The organism is Niallia sp. HCP3S3_B10 (assembly GCF_052064465.1).
Lineage (GTDB): Bacteria > Bacillota > Bacilli > Bacillales > Cytobacillaceae > Niallia > Niallia hominis.
Genome location: NZ_JBQHVO010000064.1, coordinates 1 through 22,753, shown reverse-complemented (window position 1 = coordinate 22,753; position 22,753 = coordinate 1). Strand labels below are relative to the sequence as shown.

The window sequence follows — 22,753 nt, the reverse complement described above, 5'->3', positions numbered from 1 at the left end:
TTTAATGCGTGCCATAGATCCGAATACGATTTCAGAAAGAGATAATTATAAATTTTTAATCGGAAGCATCATTCCAAGGCCAATTGCCTTTGTTACTAGCTTATCTGAAGAGGGCGTTTTAAATGGAGCTCCTTTTAGCTACTTTAATATTGTGTCTTCTCAACCTCCTATGGTGTCTGTATCTATTCAACGCTCTAATGGAAAACAGAAGGATACTGCGAGAAATATAGTAAACAAAAAGGAATTTGTTATTCATATTGTGGATGACCAAAATGTCGGACAGATTAATCAAACGGCAGCATCCCTTTCACCAACTGAAAGTGAGATAGAATTGGCTAGCCTAACACCAATGGAAAGCAGAAAAATCAATGTGCCTGGCATCAAAGAAGCAAAAATCCGCTTGGAATGCGTGCTAGAGCACGCATTAGAATTGGGGGATAAAAATGCCCAGCCTGGCTGTGATTTTCTTATCGGAAGAGTGGTGCAATACCATATCGAGGAAGAAATTTACGAGGACGGTAGAATTAATCCAAGAGGATTAGGTGCTGTCAGCAGATTAGCAGGAAATGATTATGCAAAAATTGGAGAAATCTTCACAAAAGAAAGACCAAAATAATTTCTTTGAATGGAGAGGATAGGGTTGCTAATATCAGCAGGGATTCATCACATTACAGCTATGGTGAATGATGGACAAAGAAATATTGATTTTTATGCAAGTATTCTTGGATTAAGATTAGTGAAAAAAACAATTAATTTTGATCGACCAGAAGTGTACCATCTATATTTTGGGAATGAAACTGGCAATCCAGGCACTGTCATCACCTTCTTTCCATGGGAAAAACAGTTGAAGGGCAGAATTGGCACAGGGCAAGTTGGTGTTACAAGCTATGTTATACCAGTTGGTTCTAGTGGTTTTTGGGAAAGTCGACTTCAACATTTTTGGAGTGAAAGTGGAGAATTACAGTAGATTCGGCGAAAAGTATTTGCAGTTTGCTGATCCAGATGGTCTTCTTATCGAATTAGTTGAACGAAAGGAAGGTCCACTAAATAATTGGAAAATCGGCGATATTCATTCCTCTGTTGCAATTAAGGGATTTGGCGGGGCAACGTTACATTCTGCTCAACCAAATAAAACTGCAGAAGTGCTTGAAAATATATTAGGTTTTACATGTGTTGGAGAAGACGCTGAGTATCTGCGTTTTTCATCTGAATCACATATAGGTAATATGATTGATATCAGATTATCACCAACCGTTCGCGGTCTCATGGGAGCAGGCACGATCCATCATATTGCTTGGCGTGCAAAAGATGAACAAGAGCTTCAGCAATGGAGGGCTCTTCTAGTAGAAAAGGGGTATTATCCAACTGAGCTTAAAGACCGAAACTATTTTAAAGCATTATATTTTCATGAAGAGGGCGGCATACTCTTTGAAATAGCTACAGATGGACCTGGATTTGCTGTAGACGAGCCATTAAGCAATCTAGGGGAGAAGCTTATGCTACCTGATTGGCTAGAGGAAAAAAGAGAAGAGCTTACAGCTTCTTTGCCTAATGTACAAGTTAAAATTCTAGAGGAGGAGAAAGAATGAAACATATTTTCAATAAAGGAAAAGATCCACAAAAGCCAACATTATTGATGTTGCATGGTACAGGGGGAACAGAATTAGATTTATTGCCTCTTGCTGGGATGATTGATGATGGTGCTTCCGTGCTAAGTGTCCGCGGAAATATTTTAGAAAACGGCATGCCACGTTTCTTTAAGCGTTTAGCAGAAGGTATCTTTGATGAAGAGGATTTGATTTTTCGCACAAAAGAATTAAATGAATTTCTGGATGAAGCTGCCGAAAAATATGAATTTGACAGAGCCAATGTTATTGCAATTGGTTATTCTAATGGTGCTAATATTGCAGCAAGCTTATTATTCCATTATCAGGATGCATTAAAAGCAGCCATTCTTCATCATCCAATGGTTCCGAGAAGAGGAATTACTCTTCCTGATTTAACAGGAAAAGGAGTATTTATTGCAGCAGGAACAAATGATCCAATTTGTTCACCAGAAGAATCAACAGAGTTACAATCATTGCTAGCCGCTGCCAACGCTAATGTAGAAATGCATTGGGAAAATAGAGGTCACCAATTAACAGCACAAGAAGTAGAAGCAGCTGCTAAATGGTATGCTACATTTATTAATAGCTAATCTAATCTAGTTAAAAGAAAAAAATAATCATAAATTTCATATAATAGGGAATAAGAAGAACAGCTAACATTGAAATATCCTTTCAATGGAGGTGGTTCTTATAAGTTTCCTTTACTAAATAAAAGCAGGTGTACTTATGGGGATATTAAATAAATTATTCGGAAAATCAAAGGAGATGGAAAGTATGTCAAATGTTAAAGTAGCAGTCGTTTTTTATAGTATGGGTGGAACAAACTATCAACTAGCACAATGGGCAGCAGAAGGAGCAAAAGAAGCAGGAGCAGAAGTGAAGGTAGTAAAAGTACAAGAATTAGCTCCACAATCTGTTATCGACAGCAATGAAGTATGGAAAGCAACAGTAGACGCAACAAAAGACGTACCTGTTGCATCATCAGAAGATATTGAATGGGCAGATGCCATTATTTTCAGCGTTCCTACACGATTTGGCACAATGCCATCTCAAATGAAGCAATTCATTGATTTACAAGGTGGATTATGGGCAACAGGAAAAACGGTTAACAAAGTAGTGAGTGCGATGACTTCTGCGCAAAATCCACATGGTGGTCAAGAAGCAACATTATTGTCTCTATATACTTCTATGATGCATTGGGGTGCGATTATTGCTACTCCAGGTTACACAGATCCAGTTCTTTTCGGAGCAGGTGGAAATCCATATGGAACAAGTGTAACAGTTGGACAAGACGGTAAAATGATTGAAGACGTTCAAGGAGCTGTAAAACACCAAGCAAAACGTACTGTTACAGTTGCAGAATGGGTTAAAAAAGGAAATCAATAATGAAAAAAGAATAATAGGAAGAAACCAGGAGTAATGACTTCTGGTTTTTTATATGGATGAAAAGGCTTTATTTTTATAAAAATAAAAAAAGGAGGATTTTTATATTGACACTACCTTAAAATAACTTTATGATAAAAAAAGTAATTCCGACTATATAAATGGGGAAAGGGTGTTTTGGGGTGGCAACTTCAGCAAACGTTCAATCGACTCAAAATGCAAAGAGTCTACCTGAACATCAAAAAGGATTAAAGGCTCCACAGATGCCTTTAATTATCGGTGGACTTATTGTTGCAGCAATTCTATTAGTCTACTTAATAATGACACAAAAGAGTATGCAGCCTATATTATTAATTTTAGGTCTTTTACTTGGTTATACATTGTTTCATGCTCGTTTTGGTTTCACATCAGCATTTCGCAGACTTGCATCAGTTGGTAATGGGCAAGCATTGCGTGCACATATGTTAATGCTAGCAGTGGCAGTATCGTTATTTGCACCAATCTTAGCATACGGCATTTCATTCTTTGGAACTGGAGCAACAGGTTATGTATCACCAGTTGGTGTGAGTCTTATTGTCGGTGCCTTCATGTTTGGTATTGGTATGCAGCTTGGTGGCGGATGTGCATCCGGTACCTTGTATGCAGTAGGTGGGGGACGTTCTGTTGCGTTCGTAACACTATTATTCTTTATTATTGGTTCAACGATTGGGGCAGCTCATCTGTCTTTTTGGACAGAAGATCTACCATCTTTTGCACCGATTTCATTAGCAACATCAACAGGTCTTGGCTATGGTGGAGCTTGGCTTGTATCTATTATCTTATTTGGATTCATTGCATGGATTACATTGGTTGTGGAAAGAAAAAGAAAAGCACCAAAAATGGCCCCACTGCCAACAACAACAGGCTGGAAACGTATTTTCCGCGGTTCTTGGCCATTATTTGCAGCAGCAATCGTGTTAGCTGTACTTAACGCATTAACATTAATGACTCGTGGCACACCATGGGGAATTACGTCTGCATTTGCTTTATGGGGTTCAAAAGTAGCGCAATTCTTTGGAATGGATGTAGCAAGCTGGGGATTCTGGCAAGGAAATGCACAAGCTCTAGAAGCATCTATTTTTGCAGATTCAACTACAATCCTTAATTTTGGAGTAATCCTTGGTGCCTTTTTAGCATCAGCTGCAGGTGGATTATTTAAATTTTCAAAAGTGACACTTGGAAATGTGCTTGCATCGATTATTGGTGGTTTACTAATGGGATATGGCTCACGTTTAGCATTTGGCTGTAACGTTGGTGCGTATTTTGGCGGTATCGCATCATTCAGCGTACATGGTTATGTTTGGGGTATTCTAGCATTAGCTGGAACGTTCGTAGCCTTATACCTCCGCCCATTATTTGGACTCTCTGTACCAAAATCAAAGGATTCATTCTGTTAATAAAAAAAGTAGGTATCAACTTTGTTGGTGCCTATTTTTTTAGTTAAAGGTAGAATTGTCTGATCATGTCGATGTATTCGCTAGAGAGTTTTAATCCTTGGACAAAACTAAATAAATAATAGAGTGAACCTATCAACTAGTAATCTTTTTTTTACGGAAAAGATTAGTATAAATAGTTTCACTCTTTTTTTGTCCTGTTGCTTTAATTTAATGATTTAAAGCAGGGCCTTTTTATTCATTTTCAGAAAAGTCTATTTAATGCATAGATAATGATTTAATAATTTTTTATACTAGTTAATGAAAACTACTATTTATATGTATTAAATTTTCACAGTTGTTGATAGAAGGATTAGGGGGTGTCATTTAAAGGGAAAATATTTTTTGTTTTTTACAAACACTTAATAGTAGATTAATAGAGAGTTTCTACAATAAGGGAGAATAGTTGACAAATAGAGTGGTGATTCGATTAGCTCCATTTACGGTCAACAGAACTAATTAGGGGGTAACTGGTTGATGAAAGGGAAGAAGCATTTTACATTTCTTTTAAGCGCTATTACTACACTTGCACTTTTAGTATCCATTGTTTTACCAGCTAGTACATATGCTGAGGAAAATAGTGATAGCTTTAAGCTTACGATTATGCATATGAATGATACACATGCACATGCTGATCTATTACCAAATATGATGACAGCAATTAAAGAGGTACGTACAGAAGATCCTGAAGCGCTACTTTTTAATGCAGGGGATGTTTTTTCTGGTACATTGTATTTCAATGAATATCATGGAAAAGCAGATTTAGCTCTATTAAATATGATGGATTTGGATGCAATGGTTTTTGGAAATCACGAATTTGATTTAGGATCTAGTGAGAATGGTCATAAATCCTTATCAGAGTTTGTTTCTGCAGCCAAATTCCCACTACTTGGAACAAATGTAGATTTTTCCAGTGATGCATTCATGAATAAGCTTGTTAAAAATGAGTTTACTGATTCACCAGAAGATGGGAAAGTTTTTGATGGGATGGTGAAAGAAGTAAATGGAGAAAAGATTGGGATTTTTGGTTTAACGACAGAAGATACAGCAAATATTTCTAGTCCTGTAAATGTAAAATTCTTAAACTATATTAAAGAGGCTGAACGAGCTGTACAAGCATTTGAAGAAATGGGAATTAATAAAATTGTTGCTGTAACTCATCTTGGTTATGATAGCAATCCTGATTTCGGGAACGATTTACAGCTAGCTACATATGTCGATGGAATCGATGTAGTAGTTGGAGGACATTCTCATACACAGTTAAGCGAGCCAGTTGTTGTAAATAAAGATGAGAAGGGCACAGAAAAAGAGCCGACCGTTGTTGTTCAAGCATATCAATATTCGCAATTATTAGGAAAACTACAGGTGGAATTTGATGGAAATGGTGTAGTTATCGGACAAGCTGGACAGCTAATTGATGTTGCTAGTAAAGAAGAAGATTCAGAAGCTGCAGCTATTTTAGCTCCATATAAAGAAAAAATAACCGAGCTTTCTACACAGGAATCTGGGGCAATTGCTAAGAAAACTCTAGCAAATCCACGTCTTACGGACAGTGATGTAAGTGTCCGCGCAAATGAAACAGAATTAGGAAATCTTGTGACAGATGCAATGCTTGCCAAAGCAAAAGAAAGATATCCAGAAACCGTTATTGCATTCCAAAATGGTGGCGGAATCCGTGCGGCAATTGAGGAAGGTCCCATTACAATTGGAGAAATCATTTCTGTGCTTCCTTTTGGAAATGACCCAGTAGTTGTAGAACTATCTGGTGAGGAAATAAAGCAAATTCTTGAACATAGTGTAAGTCAAGCACCAGCAGAAAGCGGTGGTTTCCTCCATGTAGCTGGCATGAAATTTACGTATGATAGTACAAAAGAGTCTGGATCTCGTGTTATATCCATGTATGTAAAAGTAAATGGAGAATATCAAGAAATCCAAGCAAATCAGAAATATCTTGTAACAACAAATAACTTTACTGCTAAAGGCGGAGATGGATTTGACGTATTCGCTAAAGCATATCAAGAGGGTAGAGTGCAAGATATTGGTGAAATTGATTGGGAACAGCTTCGTAAATATATGGTCGAGGATTTAGGTGGAGTGGTCGACCCTGTTCTAGAAGGACGAATTACTGATTTGCTTGGGACAGATCCAGAAACACCTGGGGATGAAGAGGAAGAAGTTACACCAGAGGAACCAGAAGTAGAAAATCCTGAAACTGGTGGGAATGAAGACGATAGTAGCGATACAGATAATCCAACAGATGCAACAGGTTCAGAAACGGATGATGATAATACAGATATTGGAGATAATGCTGGTATTGAAAATGATACGGAATTAGAGCAGGATGTTAATGATAATCAAGGCTCTAAAGAAACAGTGTCCAATTCTTCTGAAGGAAATGCTCTTCCAAATACAGCTACAAGTATGTACACAATGCTTTTGGTTGGTGGTATTTTATTAGTAGCAGGGATTGGGTTCCTTGTATTTAGAATGATGAAGTATTCTAAAGCATAATAATACATTTTCAAATGAAATAGTCCTTTTGTTAAGTGTTAGTTACTTTAACAAAAGGACTATTTTTATAGTTTGAATGACAAAAGAAATTCAGTAAAAGTAGAGAACACCTTCCCTGTACATAATGAAATGGAAAAGCACAGCAAGCCTTTTGGAGAAGGAATTTACGATGGGAATAATTTCTCCATAAATTTTTTTAAAATTTTTTCAGCAAAGTATAGACAAAACAAATAGATGTGTTAAAATTATCTTTAATTAGAGATAACTTATTTCAAAGTAAATTATCAATAGCAATCTCTAATCAGTTTGCCTTGAAATTTTCTAGAAAGATCAAGGGAGACTAATTTTATAATAAATATCTTGAATTCAAAGTAAAAAAACAAAAGGAAAATGGGAGGAATTTTAAAATGGCAAAATGGACAGTTGATCAATCACATTCAAGCGTAGGATTCGAAGTAAAACATATGATGGTTTCAAAAGTAAAGGGGCAATTTGATTCTTACACTGCAGACGTTGAAGCTGCTGATTTAACAGATTTAACAACAGCTAGCGTTGCATTCAAGTTTGATGTAGCAAGCATTAATACACATAGCGAAGATCGCGATAATCATTTAAAATCAGGTGATTTCTTCGATACAGAGAAATATCCAACAATTGATTTTAAATCAACATCAATTACAAAAGATGGCGATGACTATAAAGTAACAGGTGATTTAACGATCAAGGATGTTACTAAGCCGGTTACATTTGATGTAGAATTCGGCGGAAAAGGCACAAATCCATGGGGCGTAGAAGTTTACGGTTTCGAAGCAGAAACAAAAATCAACCGTGAAGAATTCGGTCTTACTTGGAATGCAGTACTTGAATCAGGTGGCGTACTAGTAGGAAAAGATATCAAAATTAAAGTAGAACTAGAAGTAAATCCGGCATAAGGAATCAAAAAAGATGGCTCTAATGTATCTGAAAGGATGCGTAAGAGCCATCTTTTTTGATTTAAAAAGAAAAGGTTTACAATTTTATCTTGAAAAGAAAGAATTTTCTTCTTATAATAAAGATTTGAAAGTACTAATTTATATTTCTGTATAATAAGTAAAAATTTTACAGAAATATGTAATCGTTATCAAAAAGTGTATACAGATGTTTCAGAAAAAATAACCATGAAATAATTAAGCAATTCTTTGATATTTTCCTCTCTTATACTAGTTTAGTATTTTTATTTCCATCTAGATATTACTAAAAATAGTTTCGTCTCATTTCCAATTAGGCAATTCTAGTTTCCTTCAATAAAATTTGTATTATTCATTAAGGTCGCAAATAAAATGAAATAGAAAGGAGCCGCGCATGGATGATTAATGTAGCCATCAATGGCTCAGCTACCATATCTTCTGCCCATATAAAGGGACTTTTTTTAGCTGAATAGAATACCAACAGAAGTAACAGCTTTTGCAATTTATGATGTCCATAACAATCTTTTTGGAAAGGATGCTTAATATGTTGACTAACACGATCTATCAAGAAGTACAAAAGCGTACCCTCGAATTCTTAAATCAGGCAGGAATTATCTTAAGTGAATCAGAGCAAGAAGCAGTAGAGGTAGCGGACTTTGGATTAGATCAATTAGATACACAAGGATTACAGCTGATTACGTATATCAATAATGATCATTATTGTGCGAAGGAACTAGTGTTATTTCCAAATCAAACTTGTCCAGAGCATAAACATCCACCAATCAATAATATTGTAGGAAAAACAGAAACCTTTCGATGCAGATTCGGGAAAGTATATTTGTATGTGGAAGGAGAAGAGACAGTGAATAGAAAAGCAACTGTTCCAGAAGCAAGCAAAGAATATTACACCGTCTTTCATGAAATAGAATTGAATCCTGGAGACCAATACACAATCCCTCCTAATACCCTTCATTGGTTCCAGGCAAGTGAAGAGGGAGCTGTCATTTCTGAGTTTTCAACGACTAGTCGGGATGAATACGATATTTTTACCGATCCAACTATTAAGCGTATTCCAGAGATAAAGTAGGCAGAGGAAGGTTTCAATCCTTTCTCTTGAAGCAATAAGTGCAACTAAATCATTTTTTCAAAGGTAATAAAAATATTAGCGATTGATACAACCCCTTTCCTCGCAGGGAAATGTATAGGAAATTAACGATAAAGGAGCAACCTTACATGAATATGAAAACGCTTTTTAATGATAAATGGGAATTTGCAAAAACAAGTTTAGAAGTCGAAGATAGTAGAAACCTAGATTTTGTGCCAATTGATTTGCCACATGACTGGCTTATTTATAATACTCTTGATCTCTATGAATCTAGCATTGGCTGGTATCGCAAAAGCTTTTTCTATTCTAAGCAACAAGGTGAACAAGTACTGCTAAGCTTTGATGGCGTATATATGGATTCAACTGTGTATGTAAATAATCAGTTTGTAGGGGAATGGAAAAATGGTTACTCCTCGTTTGAGCATGATATTACAGCCGCTATGGTTGATGGGAAAAATAACATCCTCGTGAAGGTTGTATATGAAAGCCCCAATAGTAGGTGGTATTCAGGAGCTGGAATTTATCGTAACGTTTGGCTTAAAACAAGAGATACTAATCATCTTGTAACAGATGGAATATACATCACGATGAATCAAGAGGATACTCGCTGGCATGTTGAAGTTGAGACAGAATTAGCACTTGATCAAGATGTGCAGCTTAGCCATTCAATTTTTTTCAAAAATCAAAGAATAGCATCTGTCTCTGAAACGATAGATTTTGGTAAGGAAAATTCTGTCTTGAATCAGCAAAAGCTCATTGTCGATAATCCATTGCTGTGGAGCATGGACGAGCCCAATCTCTATCACCTTCAAACAGAATTACAAATTATCAATCCGGAATTAAAGACAGTAGAAGCAATTACACAAAACATTGGCTTTCGAAATATAATTCTGGATTCAAAGCAAGGTTTTCATTTAAATGGCAAAAGGATGAAGCTGAATGGAGTTTGCGAACATCATGATTTGGGAGCGTTAGGAGCTGCATTTAATAAACAAGCTTTAAAGAGAAGGTTTGAAATATTGAAAGAAATGGGTGTGAATGCCATAAGGACAGCCCATAATATGCCAGCAAAGGAATTAATGGACTTGGCTGATGAGATGGGCTTTCTCGTTATTTCAGAAGCTTTTGATATGTGGGAAAGACCAAAGACAAAGTATGATTATGCACGATTCTTTAAGGAATGGGCACCAATCGATGTGAAAAGCTGGGTGAAGCGCGATCGAAATCATCCAAGTTTATTAATGTGGAGCATTGGAAATGAGATTTATGATACCCATGCAGATGAGCGAGGGCAGGAATTAACTAGAATGTTAATGGCAGAAGTACATAAATATGATCCGAAGCAAAATGCATGGATGACGATTGGATCCAATTATATGCCATGGGAAAATGCACAAAAATGTGCAGATATTGTAAAAGTAGCAGGCTATAATTATGGTGAAAAATATTATCAAAAACACCATGAAGAGCATCCAGACTGGATTATATATGGTAGTGAAACTGCATCTGTTGTCCAAAGTAGGGGCATTTATCATTTCCCTTATGAACAATCCATTCTTGCAGATGATGATGAACAGTGTTCGGCCCTTGGGAATAGCTCCACTAGCTGGGGGGCTAAGTCAACGGAAGCTTGTATTATAGCAGACAGAGACGCAGTATTTTCCCTGGGAACCTTTATTTGGACAGGTTTTGACTATATCGGGGAACCAACCCCTTATCATACGAAAAATGCATATTTTGGTCAAATTGATACAGCTACTTTTAAGAAGGATTCCTTTTATATTTATCAAGCAGAATGGACAGACTACCGGGAAAAACCAATGGTACATCTTTTTCCTTATTGGGATTTTAGTGAAGGGCAGATGATTGATGTTCGTTTATGCTCAAACGCACCTAAAGTGGAATTACAGCTGAATGGTAATAAGATTGGTACACATGTTATCGATCATGAAAAGGGAACAGAGCTGGTTGGCTGGTGGAAAATTCCTTATGAAAAAGGGCAGTTAACAGCCATTGCCTATGATGAAAAAGGGAATATTATCGCAACGGATACGAAAAGTTCTTTCGATGATGCGAAGAAAATTTGCTTGAATGCAGATAAGCGAATACTTACTGCAAACGGAACGGATATTGCTTTTATCGAAATTGCAACAAAGGACCAGGATGGAAACCTAGTTGAAAATGCTACAAATCGTGTAAATGTAAATGTAACAGGTGCTGGTCGTTTGATTGGTCTAGATAATGGAGATAGTACGGATTATGACCAGTACAAAGGTTTAAGCAGAAGATTATTTAGTGGGAAGCTAATGGCCATAATTGCTGCAACGACTGAACCTGGGAAAATTCAGATAGAGGTAAATTCTAAAGGACTAGAGAGTGCATGCCTAGAAATAGACGCTCAACCGGCTGAAGACAATGAATTAGTTGGGATATCTGCAACGATGAAAAACACTGATACACCAATTGTGATGGGAGAAGAAGGAGAAATTCCTCTTCGTAAAATTGAAATCATTAGTGAATCTGGGCAATTATTCGACCCAACTAAAACAGACATATTCGTTCATGCTAAACTAATCCCTGCAGACACTTCTTATAGAGAAGTAGAGTGGAGTGTTGTAAACGATGCTGGTATTGAATCGAATATTTCGAAAGTGGAAGTAGCAGGTAATAAAGTAAAGGTTAGTGCTTTAGGAGATGGTGAATTTCGTCTTCGTTGTACAAATAAGAATGGTACAGATAAAACAAAACTCATTTCCGAGCTAGAGTTTAAGGCAGCTGGTCTCGGAAAAGCCTATAAGGATCCGTACGGATTTATCTCAGCTGGTTTATATGACTACAGCAAAGGCGAAGTAACTAATGGGAATGAACGAGGTGTCGCCACAAGTAGGGATGGCGAAACACAAGTAGGATTTCGAGAAATAGACTTTGGAAATTATGGATCAGACAAAATTACGATGCCGATTTTTTCCTTATCAGATGAAGAGTATCCAATCCAAATTTGGGAAGGAATGCCGGATGAAGAGGGCAGTGAGCTATTAGCAGATGTCATTTATCAAAAGCCATCTAAGTGGAATGTTTATCAGGAAGAGACATTCCAATTGTCAAAAAGACTTCGTGGAATTAAATCACTGTGCTTTGTCTTACATCAGAAGGTCCATATTAAAGGTTTTTATTTTGAAAAGAAAAATCAAGCGTTTGAACGTAATTATGCGTCTGAGTGTAACCACATCTATGGGGATACCTTTGAAGTAAAAGAAAATTGCGTAGAAGGAATTGGCAATAATGTATCATTAACTTTTGAAGAATTTGATTTTACTGAGACAGGGGCAACAAAGCTCATTATTTCAGGAAAGTCACCAATTGAAAAAAACACCATTCATATACGTTTCGCAAACCAAGAAGGCGAAAGCAATCAGATGGTTGAATTTCTTTACTCTGTTGGCTATGAAGAACGCGTATTTGATTTAGAGAAAATAACTGGAATACAAAAAGTAACTTTTGTCTTTTTACCAGGTAGTAATTTTGATTTTGAGTGGTTCCAATTTAAAAGATAGAGCTTAAAATGAAGCTTACCGTACGAATGAAAAAGTACGGTAAGCTTTTTATTGCGTTTTTGGTGATGATGAAATTTTTGTTGGTTAGCATTTGGAAAATAAGAGGGGTTAGAGAAGGAGGTAGGTATTCATAAGTGGATGAAAACCAAAAATATGAGAGAGCAGGGAAAAGTGGTGTTCATTAAGCAGATGAAAACCAAAGGAGCAGAAAAAGGTAACAGAGAAGCGTTCTCTGAGCCCGAAAGCAAGAGAAGAAGCAGAAAAAGGTAATAGAGAACCGTTCTCTGAGCCCAAAAGCAAGAGAAGAAGCAGAAAAAGGTAACAGAGAAGCGTTCTCTGAGCCAGAAAGCAAGAGAAAAAGCAGAAAAAGGTAACAGAGAAGCGTTCTCTGAGCCCAAAAGCAAGAGAAGAAGCAAGAAAAGGTAACAGAGAAGCGTTCACTGTGCCCAAGACAAAGAGAACCAAAACTCTGAGATATCGGGGAAAAGTTTTCATCAAGCGAATGAAAACCAAAAATCCCAGAGGAGAGAAGAAAAGTGGTTTTCATAAAAACAAGTAAAAGCCAAAAAAGCAGCAAATTATCAAATTCCAAATGAAACTTCCCAACACCCAACACCCAGTATTTACTATCCACGAGAATCATACATAGCCTTCCTAATAGATAGACAAAATATACAATGGACTTAAACTTCTTTGTAAGTACATAAGAACATTTCCTAGTAAGCTGAATAATTGCCATTAATCATTATAACCCTTAATATTACAATCAAGACAAGTCATTTATAAAGGCGTATATCCTGAAAAAAAAACGTCTTGAATTACACAAAAGTATCGAGAATTTATAGATGAAGGAAAGAGACTTGTTAAGTAGAAGTCCGTACATATTTTTGTATTGGCAATTCGTAGCATTTCTCGTTCAACACGAGAATATAAGTGAAGGGTAAGGAAGCAATAATACTGGAAGGAGGAAAATAGTGAAAAATATGGATAACAAAAAAGAAGGATCATCCAAGCCAAACGCTCAATTTAATATTTTACGAAATGACCCTACCAAGGGAGATGGTGGGTACGGAGTAGGCTCTATTTCTTTAGAGAATGTGACACCAATTATTATCGATAGAGAAACACAAGAAGTATTTATAGATATGGGTGCTTTGCATGGTAGAAGCAAAGTAGAGCAAAAGGTATTTTTTAAGAATGTGACGAAAGAAGAAGTGGAAGAGCTAGATCCACATAAATATTGGGTCATTTGGATTGCGTTGGACAGAAACCAGAAAGGGGTTCACTATTCTGGTGCAGGTGCTTGCGAAATTTTAGTTGCAACGAAAACGAAAGAAGGAAGCAGAAGGATTTTTGGCTATAAGTCAATGCCAGAGCATGTAAACAGTCTTGATAAAGCAATCAAAAGAAAATTTGTATTAGACATCATGGATGATGAATCCAAACAAGCTTTAAAGAAATTTCTTGTTGATTTTAACAATGAATATTGGGAGAAATCCCCTGAGGAATTGAAAGATAGCCTATAAGAGGAAAGGTGAATGAATTGAAAAAATATGGAATAGATCCAAGCAGAGGCTTGGAGTTTGGAATATATACACTAGGCGATCATTTGCCAAACCCAATCACTGGAGAAAGGGTTTCTGCAGAAGAACGTGTACATGAAATAATTGAATATGCAAAATTGGCAGATCAAGCGGGTCTTGATTTCTTTAGTGTTGGGGAAAGTCATCAAGAATATTTTGTTACACAAGCACATTCCGTTGTGTTATCAGCGATTGCACAAGCAACGAAAAATATTAAAATCGCTAGCTCCTCTACGATAATCAGTACATCGGATCCCGTTAGAGTATACGAAGATTTTGCTACAATTGATTTAATTTCAAAAGGCCGAGCTGAAATCATTGCTGGACGTGCATCAAGAGTAGGATTATTTGATTTATTAGGCTATGATCTTCGTAATTATGAAGAATTATTTGAAGAAAAATTTGAATTATTGATGAAAATTAATGAAGAGGAAGTAGTGAATTGGAGCGGAGAATTTCGTGCGCCGTTGAGAAATGCACAAGTTTTACCACGTCCTAAGAACAGCTTTATTCCGATTTGGCGAGCAGTTGGAGGAACACCAGCAAGTGCAATTAGAGCAGGAATTGCAGGAGCACCAATGTTTATGGCACATTTAGGAGGACCAGCCTCTGTATTTAAACGGACAGTAGATGCCTATCGGGAAGCAGCACGAAATAGTGGATTTAACCCAGCAGAACTGCCAGTAGCAACAGCAGGATTTTTCTACGCAGCAGAATCATCTCAACAAGCATTAAAGGATATGTATCCGCATATTAACGAAGGCATGAAAAAAACGAACGGAGCTGGATTTCCAAAACAACATTTTGCACAGGGAGTAGATCCGCATAATATTATGAATATCGGAAGCCCACAACAAATTATTGAAAAAATTCTTTATCAACATGAAATGTTTGGGCATCAACGTTATATTGCCCAAATTGACTTTGGTGGAATGCCGTTTGAAAAAGTCATGAAAAATGTAGAAATTATTGGTACTGAAATCTTGCCGGCTATTAGAAAATACACGAAAAAATCGGAGGCATAAGAAATATGAAGATTGTTGGATTATCCGGTTCGAAAGTCGGATCGAAAACAAGAACAGCAATGGATTACACAATGAAAACTATTGCAGAACATTATCCAGAAGTGGAGATAACGTTACTCGACTTAGCGGATTATGATATTCCATTTAGTGATGGAAGAAATTATTTAGAGTATGATGGGGATGCTGGATATGTGACCAAAACATTAATGGAAGCTGATGCCATTATTATTGGAACACCGGTTTTCCAAGCATCGATTCCAGCTACATTAAAAAACATTTTTGATTTATTGCCTCAAAATGCGTTCCTTGATAAAGTTGTAAGTGTTGTAGTTACAGCAGGTTCTGCAAAGCATTATTTAATTGTGGAGCAGCAATTAAAACCAATCTTGGCTTATATGAAAGCACAAATTGTGCAAACCTATGTATTTATTGAGGAAAAGGATTTCTATCGAAAAGAGATTACAGATGATGATGTGTTATTCCGCATTGAACGATTAGTGGAAGATACAATTGTATTAACAGAGACCTTTTCGGAAATAAGAGAGAAAAAGGAAGCGAAATACGATTTCTAAAGTAAAGTGGTAGAAATTTACTTCACTTTATTATGCAATAGTTAATTATTATACATTTTAGTCTAATTAGTATTTTAAAAGGAAGAGTAAGAATAGAAGAACTTAAGGGAATTGTCACCATTCAGCGGGATATAGGTTCAGATGTATTGGTAATAAATGATATGCCTTTATCAAAATATTTCACGGGCTATAATGGGGAAAAGATTTCTCTTTCTATTGTTTGTGAAGATGAGAGAACCTATACGTATGAGGGAACAGCAGATATTTTTTACTTTGAAGGGAAACAGCATTACTATAGAGGCACGAAATATGTTGATGACTTCTTCATTGATGATATGGATGTTCGCGAACTATTAGAACACCATGAAAAAGAGTTTATAAAAATAACTCTTTCCAAGATGGAAAATTAAATGGATTAAAAAGCCAGCACTCAAATCTTAACGTGCTGGCTTTCTTTGATGAAAAGGAAAAATAATTATTTAATGTACATACAAAGAATAAAAATTTTTATTTCCAATTCTCTCCTTGTATTTTTTGTTTACCTTTTTCAAATATATGTTATTATCAACATAAGAATACACTAGTTACGTCATTTGGAGGAACATATGAAACGTATCTTTTTTTATACCATTTTAATTATCATTTTTCTGATAGCGGTTGCATATTCCTTATATTCTTATAGACAGGCTCAAATTTATGATCAGAAAATGCAAGAAGTTATTTCAGAGGAGACCCCTTTGCCAAAGTACCATTTTGCGTTAATTGGAGAGGAAATGGATCATGATTATTGGCGTTTAGTGGGGGCAGGGGCAAAAAAAGCTGCGTTAGAGAATGATGTTTTTGTTGAATATGAAGGACCAAAACGTTCGAATCCAGAAGAACAATTAAAACTATTAGATATGGCAATCCAAGCTAAAGTTGATGGCATTATTGTGCAAGCGCTTAACGAAAATTTTACACCACTGATTAATAAGGCTGTTAAGGCAGGAATCCCAGTTATTACGATTGATACAGATGCACCAGAAAGCTTACGCAATGCTTATATTGGGACAGATAATTATTTAGCTGGTCAACTAGCAGGGCAAGCATTAGTAAACGATACTGGGGGAAAAGCAACAATTGGCATCATTACCGGTGGGGTGGATAATGCCTATAATCAGCATCAATTAAGAGTACAAGGATTTAAAGATGCAATAGCTAAGGAAGATGGAATGAAGGTTATTGCGATAGATGAATCAAATCTAACAAGAGTACAAGCAGAAGAGAAGGCTTACAAGATGCTGAAAGAACATGAGGACATTACTGCATTTTATGGAACAAGTTCATTAGATGGAATCGGTATAGTTGCTGCAGCAAGATCATTAAATAAGCAAGATGACTTGTATGTTATCTCATTTGATACATTAGATGAGAATATAGAGTTGTTAAATAAAGGGGATATAAATGCCATTGTGGCCCAGCAACCTTTTGTAATGGGAGAGAAAAGTATTGAAATAATGTTAAATCTCCTAAACCAGAAGTCTATCTCGGTTGTAAATCATACGGATGCAGCAATCATTTATAAAAAAGATATAGAAGCAGTGGTAGAGAAAAAGGTGAATGTTCATGATTAAAATTCGTTCGAAGCTACTGATTTATTTTGGTGTCATTTTACTTTTGCTGTTGCTTTTATTTTGGATTCGAGAACATAGCAATCAACAAGTAAAGAAGTTATATGATGAGAATATGGAATATTTTTTCTTGTTAAATGAAATCACAAAGGAAACGAATCAGACATATCAATCACTGCAAATTTATGTTCATGAACCATTGGAGGAAAATTTAGATTTATACGATGTTGAAAAAAATAAGTTTAATGAGCTACAGCAACAGTTCATTGCGATTGAAAAAGAAGGAATTCCTAAGAAGAACCTAGTAAATATGATGGACAATTTCCGAGAGCAAACGGAGAAAACAGTAAAGGGAATGGAAAACCAAGATATCCAACAATATTCTAGTTCCTTAAAGGAAGTAGAAAAGACATCGAGCTATATTCATGAGAAAGCACTTGATTTAATTGATGTAAAGCTAACAGAATATCAAGAAGTTTCGTATCTCTTAGATAAAAAAATTGTTCACACGAAAAATATGGGAACTACAATTCTATTTTCTATTATTCTATTGAGTATTTTATTTGCATTATGGTTTTCTAATGGAATAACGAGAACCATTGGCCGTCTGACAAGAGAAGCAGAGGAAATTTCAGCAGGGAGATACGATCGTGCAGATATTGTTGTATCTCAAAAGGATGAGCTTTGGTTTCTAACGAAAACTTTTAATGAAATGAAAAAAAACATTTTAGAGTCGGTTAGTCAAATGGAAGAAAAAGCAAAGTTAGCTCAATTACTGAAGGAGATGGAATTAAAGAGTCTGCAAAATCAAATTAATCCTCATTTCCTTTTTAATACACTGAATACTATTTCGAAAACCGCTTATATTGAAGGGGCAGAGCGAACATGTGAATTAATCTCTTCCGTTTCAACTTTACTTCGTTATAATATTGGCAGTCTGGATCGCCAAACGATATTAAAGGATGAAGTGGTAATTGTGAGGGAATACTTTTTTATCCAAAAAACACGTTTTGGCCAAAGAGTGGAATTTAAGGAAGAGATCGACCCAGCTTGTTTATCGATACCGATTCCATGTCTTACCTTGCAGCCAATAATAGAAAATGCATTTATACATGGAATTGAAAGTATGGCAAAAGGGGCTATTATTACTGTATCAATCTATGAAAAAAATCAAAAAATATGGATAGAAGTAACGGACAATGGAGTAGGGATGGCTCAGGAGACAATCGACCAATTAATGGACTTGAGGGAGGATAGAGAAAAATCTACAACGAATAAAGGCTCTGGCCATTCTACTGGAATAGGGATGAGTAATGTGATTAAAAGGATTAAATTATTCGATAAAAATAGTCAGGTAAAGATTCGTTCAACTCTGGGCGAAGGTACATCAGTGATCATTAGCTTGAATAAAGATAGGAAGGGGGCTTATTCGTGATAAAAATAATGCTAGTAGACGATGAACCGATTGAAAGAGAAGGACTGAAGCTCATGCTTAGCCGAAATCGCTCTAATTTTGAAGTCATTGCAGAAGCGGAAAATGGGAAAGAAGCAGTTGAGCTTGCTATTTCCCAAAAGCCAGATTTAGTATTTATGGATATTAAGATGCCAGAATTTGATGGGATTGAAGCGATAAGACAGATACATGCCTCCCATCCAACTATTAAGTATGTAATGGTTTCTGCTTTTGATACATTTGATTATGCACGGGAAGCAATGAAATTTGGTATTAAAGAATATTTACTTAAGCCGAGTAAGGTTTCGGAAGTTTTAGAGGCTTTTGACGGAATGGCCGAAGAGATTGAACAGGAAAAGCAAGAGGTCATGAAAAAGCAGGAAATGAATCATCGCCTGGAGAGAGTAAGCTCGGTTATTGAAATGGAATTTATTGTATCTTTTATTATGGACTATGTATATGAATTTAACCAAGAAGAGTGGGATGAATGGCTAGATCTTGAACAGAAGCAAGGCTTTGTCGCCGTTTTTTCCTTTGCATCAGAGAACCAGCATCCAAGTAGAGAAGTGAAAAGCCGGTGGTATCGAATACTAAAACAAGCGTTACAGGAACAAAACCTACAATGTTTGGTTGGGCCATTAACGGGGTTCCAAGTTCCGATATTAACATTAATTAATCAAAATGAGAAACCAAATGGTGAAATAAGAGATGACTTTGCACGAAAGATAATTCATGATGTGCAGAATCAACTTGAACAGTGCCATATATATGCAGGTGTGGGGACGCTTGTCTCAAATGTGCAACAGTTTTCTGATTCCTATAAAGAGGCAATCTATGCATTAGAGCTCGTGCATAGCCATCCAAGTGCAGCCTATATGACTTATAATAATCGAGTGAAACAAAAACGAAAAGAGCTAATTCCTTTTGAGGTGGAAAAAGAATTACTGGATGCGGTTAAGAAAGGGGAAGTTCAAAAAGGATTGCAAATGTTCGAAACCTATTTTCAAACTATTCAGCAGGCATCTGATTTTCAACTAAGCATGATTCATAAAGCAATCGAGAATTTCTTTATCATCTTAATTCGTTCAATGAAGGAGCTAGGGTTTGAAGAAGAAATTGAAACGAGTTTAGGAAAATTTGATAACTCCATGCAAATAAAAGAGGCAGCGAAAGCACACTTATTGCTCGTTATAAAGCATCTTGGAGAGTGGCGATCAAATGGGATACGCGCATTATTGTTGCAAGCAAAAGACTATATGGATAAAAATTTTTATAAAGCTATTTCGCTTGAAGAAGTCGCCGATCATATTGGAATAAGCTCCTATTATTTAAGTAAATTATTTAAAGAACGATTCCAGGTAACATTTATTGACTATTTAACGAAAACACGTTTAGAAAAGGCGAAAGAGCATTTATTAGATCCCAATGTGCCATTGAAGGAAATTGCGTTAAACATAGGTTATAAAGATCCCAACTATTTTAGTAGAGTATTTAAAAAAGAGACGGGAATGAGCCCGAGTGAATATAGACTAAAATATCAGCAGTAAAAACAGCGATCATTGGTCGCTGTTTTTTTAGTGCTGAGCATTGCTAAACAATCCTTAATAAAACAAAGAGAAGTAAGGATTTTACAAGAAAGTCTAGATGATAACAAAAAAGTGAAGGTGAAAGCGCTATCAAGAATACGCTTTCGTGATAATTTAATAGTATGAAATGAATGAATGAATGAAGTGCTTTATTAAATAGAAATGAAAACGGAATCATCTTAGTATTGTTAGGTTAGGAGGTTAGTAGACTAAAAAATACTATGAATACTAAAAAAGTGATTATTATTAGCTGAAATGAAAAGGCTATCAGTAATCATAAGAGGGGAGGAAAGAAGGAGATTAAGTCTCTTTCAAACATATGGTAAATAAAAATAGTTATTTTTATATTGTACTAATCACGTTGGTTGCGACACTTGGAGGCTTGTTATTTGGTTATGATACAGCAGTAATTTCTGGAGCAGAAGGATCCCTTCAAGCCTATTTTTCAGATGGATTAGGTCTTAGTTCCCTTGTACATGGAATTACCGTTTCAAGTGCTTTAATAGGTTGTATTATTGGTGGGTTTATATCTGGTTACTTCGCTACAAATTTCGGACGCAAATATTCCCTTATTATTGCAGCGGTACTATTTTTAATTTCAGCTCTTGGATCTGCGTTTCCAGAATTTTTGTTTTTCACACAAGGAGAACCAAGCTATGCTCTACTCATTACTTTTAACATCTATCGAATTATTGGGGGAATTGGTGTCGGCTTAGCTTCAGCAATCTCACCTATGTATATCGGGGAAATGGCACCTCCAAAAATTAGAGGTACATTGGTTTCTTTAAACCAATTTGCGATTATCTTTGGAATGCTTGTCGTTTATTTTGTAAACTGGGGTATTGCAAGTGGGCAAACGTTGGAATGGTTAAATGACATTGGTTGGCGCTATATGTTCCTATCTGAAGCAATACCTGCAATCCTATTCTTGGTGTTATTATTCACGGTTCCAGAAACACCACGTTATCTTGTGTCGAAGAATCAGGATGAAAAGGCAATGACTGTTTTGTCCAGAATATATGAAAAAACAATGGCCAAAGCGACTATGTTTGAAATTAAGGCATCCTTTAATGAAAACAATAAATCAAAAGCAAAGCTGTTTACTTTCGGCAAAAAAATTGTAGTTGTTGGAATATTATTATCAGTCTTTCAGCAATTCGTTGGAATCAATGTAGCTCTCTATTATGCCCCACGTATTTTTGAAAGCATGGGTGCGGCAAGAGATGCTTCCATGTTCCAAACGATTATTATGGGCTTAGTCAATGTTGTGTTTACTCTTATCGCCATCTTTACGGTTGATAAATTTGGACGTAAGCCACTATTAATTATTGGTTCTGTTGGAATGACAATTGGTATGTTTGGAGTAGCTGCTATGGCTTTCTCAAACAAAATTGGCATTGCGACCTTGATATTCATTATTATTTATACTGCATCCTTTATGATGTCATGGGGACCAGTAGTGTGGGTGCTAATCTCAGAAATCTTCCCGAATAGAGTTAGAGCACAAGCTGTTGCAATTGCGGTAGCAGCACAATGGGCAGCAAACTACTTTATTTCTTCCACATACCCAGCGATGATGGAGGTAAGTGGTGGCTTAACCTATTCCTTCTATGGAATTATGAGTCTATTATCAGCACTATTTATTTGGAAGTTTGTACCTGAAACAAAAGGTAGATCATTAGAAGAACTGGAGAAAATTCTTGTTAATTCGCAGAAAAAGGATGAAGATGTAGCGTAAGTATTGATGGGAAAAGCAGGGGGGATAGTCCTCTGCTTTTCTTTTAATTTTTGGAGAAGTTGATGGTTTTGGCTGAAAAGGGAGTGTTTTGGCTGATAAAAAACAAATTTGGCTGAAAAGGGAGTGGTTATGGCTGATAAAAAACAAATTTGGCTGAAAAGGGAGTGGTTATGGCTGATAAAAAACAAATTTGGCTAAAAAGGGAGTGGCTTTGGCTGATAAAAAACAAATTTGACTGAAAAGGGAGTGGTTATGGCATAAAAAACAAATTTGGCTGAAAAGCGAGTGAGTTTGGCTGAAAAAAACAAATTTAGGCTGAAAAGGGAGTGAGTTTGGCTGAAAAAAACAAATTTAGGCTGAAAAGGGAGTGAGTTTGGCTGAAAAAAACAAATTTAGGCTGAAAAGCGAGTGGTTATGGCTGATAAAAAACAAATTTAGGCTGAAAAGGGAGTGGTTATGGCTGAAAAAATCAAATTTCAGCTTAAAATAAGTAGGTTTAACAGAATAAATTAATATATGAATCAATTTCATAAATTTAACGCTTAGAGCCTCAAGGTCTCAGAGACACAAAAAAAGGAGTACCTCCCCAAAATGTCGAATTTAGTAA

Annotated in this window: 16 protein-coding genes and 1 pseudogene; all 17 read left to right on the top strand. The window is 36.1% G+C overall.

What is annotated here, in order from left to right:
* Positions 1 to 4: 4 nt before the first annotated feature.
* Entirely contained in the window at positions 5 to 616 is a 612-nt protein-coding gene (locus ACTNDN_RS20560; protein WP_031537926.1) for a flavin reductase family protein, read from the top strand.
* Positions 617 to 625: 9 nt separating this feature from the next.
* Positions 626 to 1,589, top strand: a pseudogene (locus ACTNDN_RS20555) (ring-cleaving dioxygenase).
* Positions 1,586 to 2,197 (top strand): alpha/beta hydrolase, encoded by a 612-nt coding sequence (locus ACTNDN_RS20550; protein WP_031537924.1) that lies wholly within the window; start codon positions 1,586 to 1,588, stop codon positions 2,195 to 2,197. The pseudogene ACTNDN_RS20555 and the gene ACTNDN_RS20550 overlap by 4 nt, the downstream one beginning before the upstream one ends.
* 184 nt (positions 2,198 to 2,381) lie before the next feature.
* Positions 2,382 to 2,993 carry an NAD(P)H:quinone oxidoreductase gene (gene wrbA / locus ACTNDN_RS20545; protein WP_031537923.1) on the top strand — a complete coding sequence of 204 codons (612 nt, stop codon included), beginning with the start codon at positions 2,382 to 2,384 and terminating at the stop codon, positions 2,991 to 2,993.
* A gap of 179 nt (positions 2,994 to 3,172) precedes the next feature.
* Positions 3,173 to 4,426 carry a YeeE/YedE family protein gene (locus ACTNDN_RS20540; protein WP_441131999.1) on the top strand — a complete coding sequence of 418 codons (1,254 nt, stop codon included), beginning with the start codon at positions 3,173 to 3,175 and terminating at the stop codon, positions 4,424 to 4,426.
* A 513-nt stretch (positions 4,427 to 4,939) separates the two neighbouring features.
* Positions 4,940 to 6,973: a 5'-nucleotidase C-terminal domain-containing protein gene (locus ACTNDN_RS20535; protein ID WP_048718069.1), complete on the top strand. Its 2,034-nt coding sequence runs from the start codon at positions 4,940 to 4,942 to the stop codon at positions 6,971 to 6,973.
* A gap of 407 nt (positions 6,974 to 7,380) precedes the next feature.
* Positions 7,381 to 7,905: a YceI family protein gene (locus ACTNDN_RS20530; protein ID WP_031537920.1), complete on the top strand. Its 525-nt coding sequence runs from the start codon at positions 7,381 to 7,383 to the stop codon at positions 7,903 to 7,905.
* A 559-nt stretch (positions 7,906 to 8,464) separates the two neighbouring features.
* Positions 8,465 to 9,007: a D-lyxose/D-mannose family sugar isomerase gene (locus ACTNDN_RS20525; protein ID WP_031537919.1), complete on the top strand. Its 543-nt coding sequence runs from the start codon at positions 8,465 to 8,467 to the stop codon at positions 9,005 to 9,007.
* Positions 9,008 to 9,153: 146 nt separating this feature from the next.
* Positions 9,154 to 12,579 carry a glycoside hydrolase family 2 TIM barrel-domain containing protein gene (locus ACTNDN_RS20520; protein WP_441131997.1) on the top strand — a complete coding sequence of 1,142 codons (3,426 nt, stop codon included), beginning with the start codon at positions 9,154 to 9,156 and terminating at the stop codon, positions 12,577 to 12,579.
* A gap of 983 nt (positions 12,580 to 13,562) precedes the next feature.
* A complete protein-coding gene (locus tag ACTNDN_RS20515) occupies positions 13,563 to 14,105 on the top strand; it encodes a YwhD family protein (RefSeq protein ID WP_031535824.1) in 543 nt (180 codons plus the stop codon).
* A gap of 17 nt (positions 14,106 to 14,122) precedes the next feature.
* Entirely contained in the window at positions 14,123 to 15,187 is a 1,065-nt protein-coding gene (locus tag ACTNDN_RS20510; protein WP_031535822.1) for an LLM class flavin-dependent oxidoreductase, read from the top strand.
* A gap of 5 nt (positions 15,188 to 15,192) precedes the next feature.
* On the top strand, positions 15,193 to 15,759 hold the full coding sequence (locus ACTNDN_RS20505; RefSeq protein WP_031535820.1) for an NADPH-dependent FMN reductase: 567 nt from the start codon (positions 15,193 to 15,195) through the stop codon (positions 15,757 to 15,759).
* A gap of 146 nt (positions 15,760 to 15,905) precedes the next feature.
* The gene (locus ACTNDN_RS20500; RefSeq protein ID WP_231512506.1) at positions 15,906 to 16,169 is read left to right on the top strand and encodes a hypothetical protein; all 264 of its coding nucleotides are present in this window, start codon (positions 15,906 to 15,908) and stop codon (positions 16,167 to 16,169) included.
* Positions 16,170 to 16,364: 195 nt separating this feature from the next.
* Complete coding sequence (locus ACTNDN_RS20495; protein ID WP_031535814.1) at positions 16,365 to 17,372, top strand: sugar-binding protein; 1,008 nt, start codon at positions 16,365 to 16,367, stop codon at positions 17,370 to 17,372.
* On the top strand, positions 17,365 to 18,804 hold the full coding sequence (locus tag ACTNDN_RS20490; protein ID WP_048717772.1) for a sensor histidine kinase: 1,440 nt from the start codon (positions 17,365 to 17,367) through the stop codon (positions 18,802 to 18,804). Before ACTNDN_RS20495 ends, ACTNDN_RS20490 begins: the two co-directional genes overlap by 8 nt.
* Complete coding sequence (locus tag ACTNDN_RS20485) at positions 18,801 to 20,369, top strand: response regulator transcription factor (RefSeq protein WP_251628431.1); 1,569 nt, start codon at positions 18,801 to 18,803, stop codon at positions 20,367 to 20,369. The genes ACTNDN_RS20490 and ACTNDN_RS20485 overlap by 4 nt, the downstream gene beginning before the upstream one ends.
* Positions 20,370 to 20,727: 358 nt before the next feature.
* Positions 20,728 to 22,146 (top strand): D-xylose transporter XylE, encoded by a 1,419-nt coding sequence (gene xylE / locus ACTNDN_RS20480; protein WP_031535810.1) that lies wholly within the window; start codon positions 20,728 to 20,730, stop codon positions 22,144 to 22,146.
* Positions 22,147 to 22,753 lie beyond the last annotated feature (607 nt).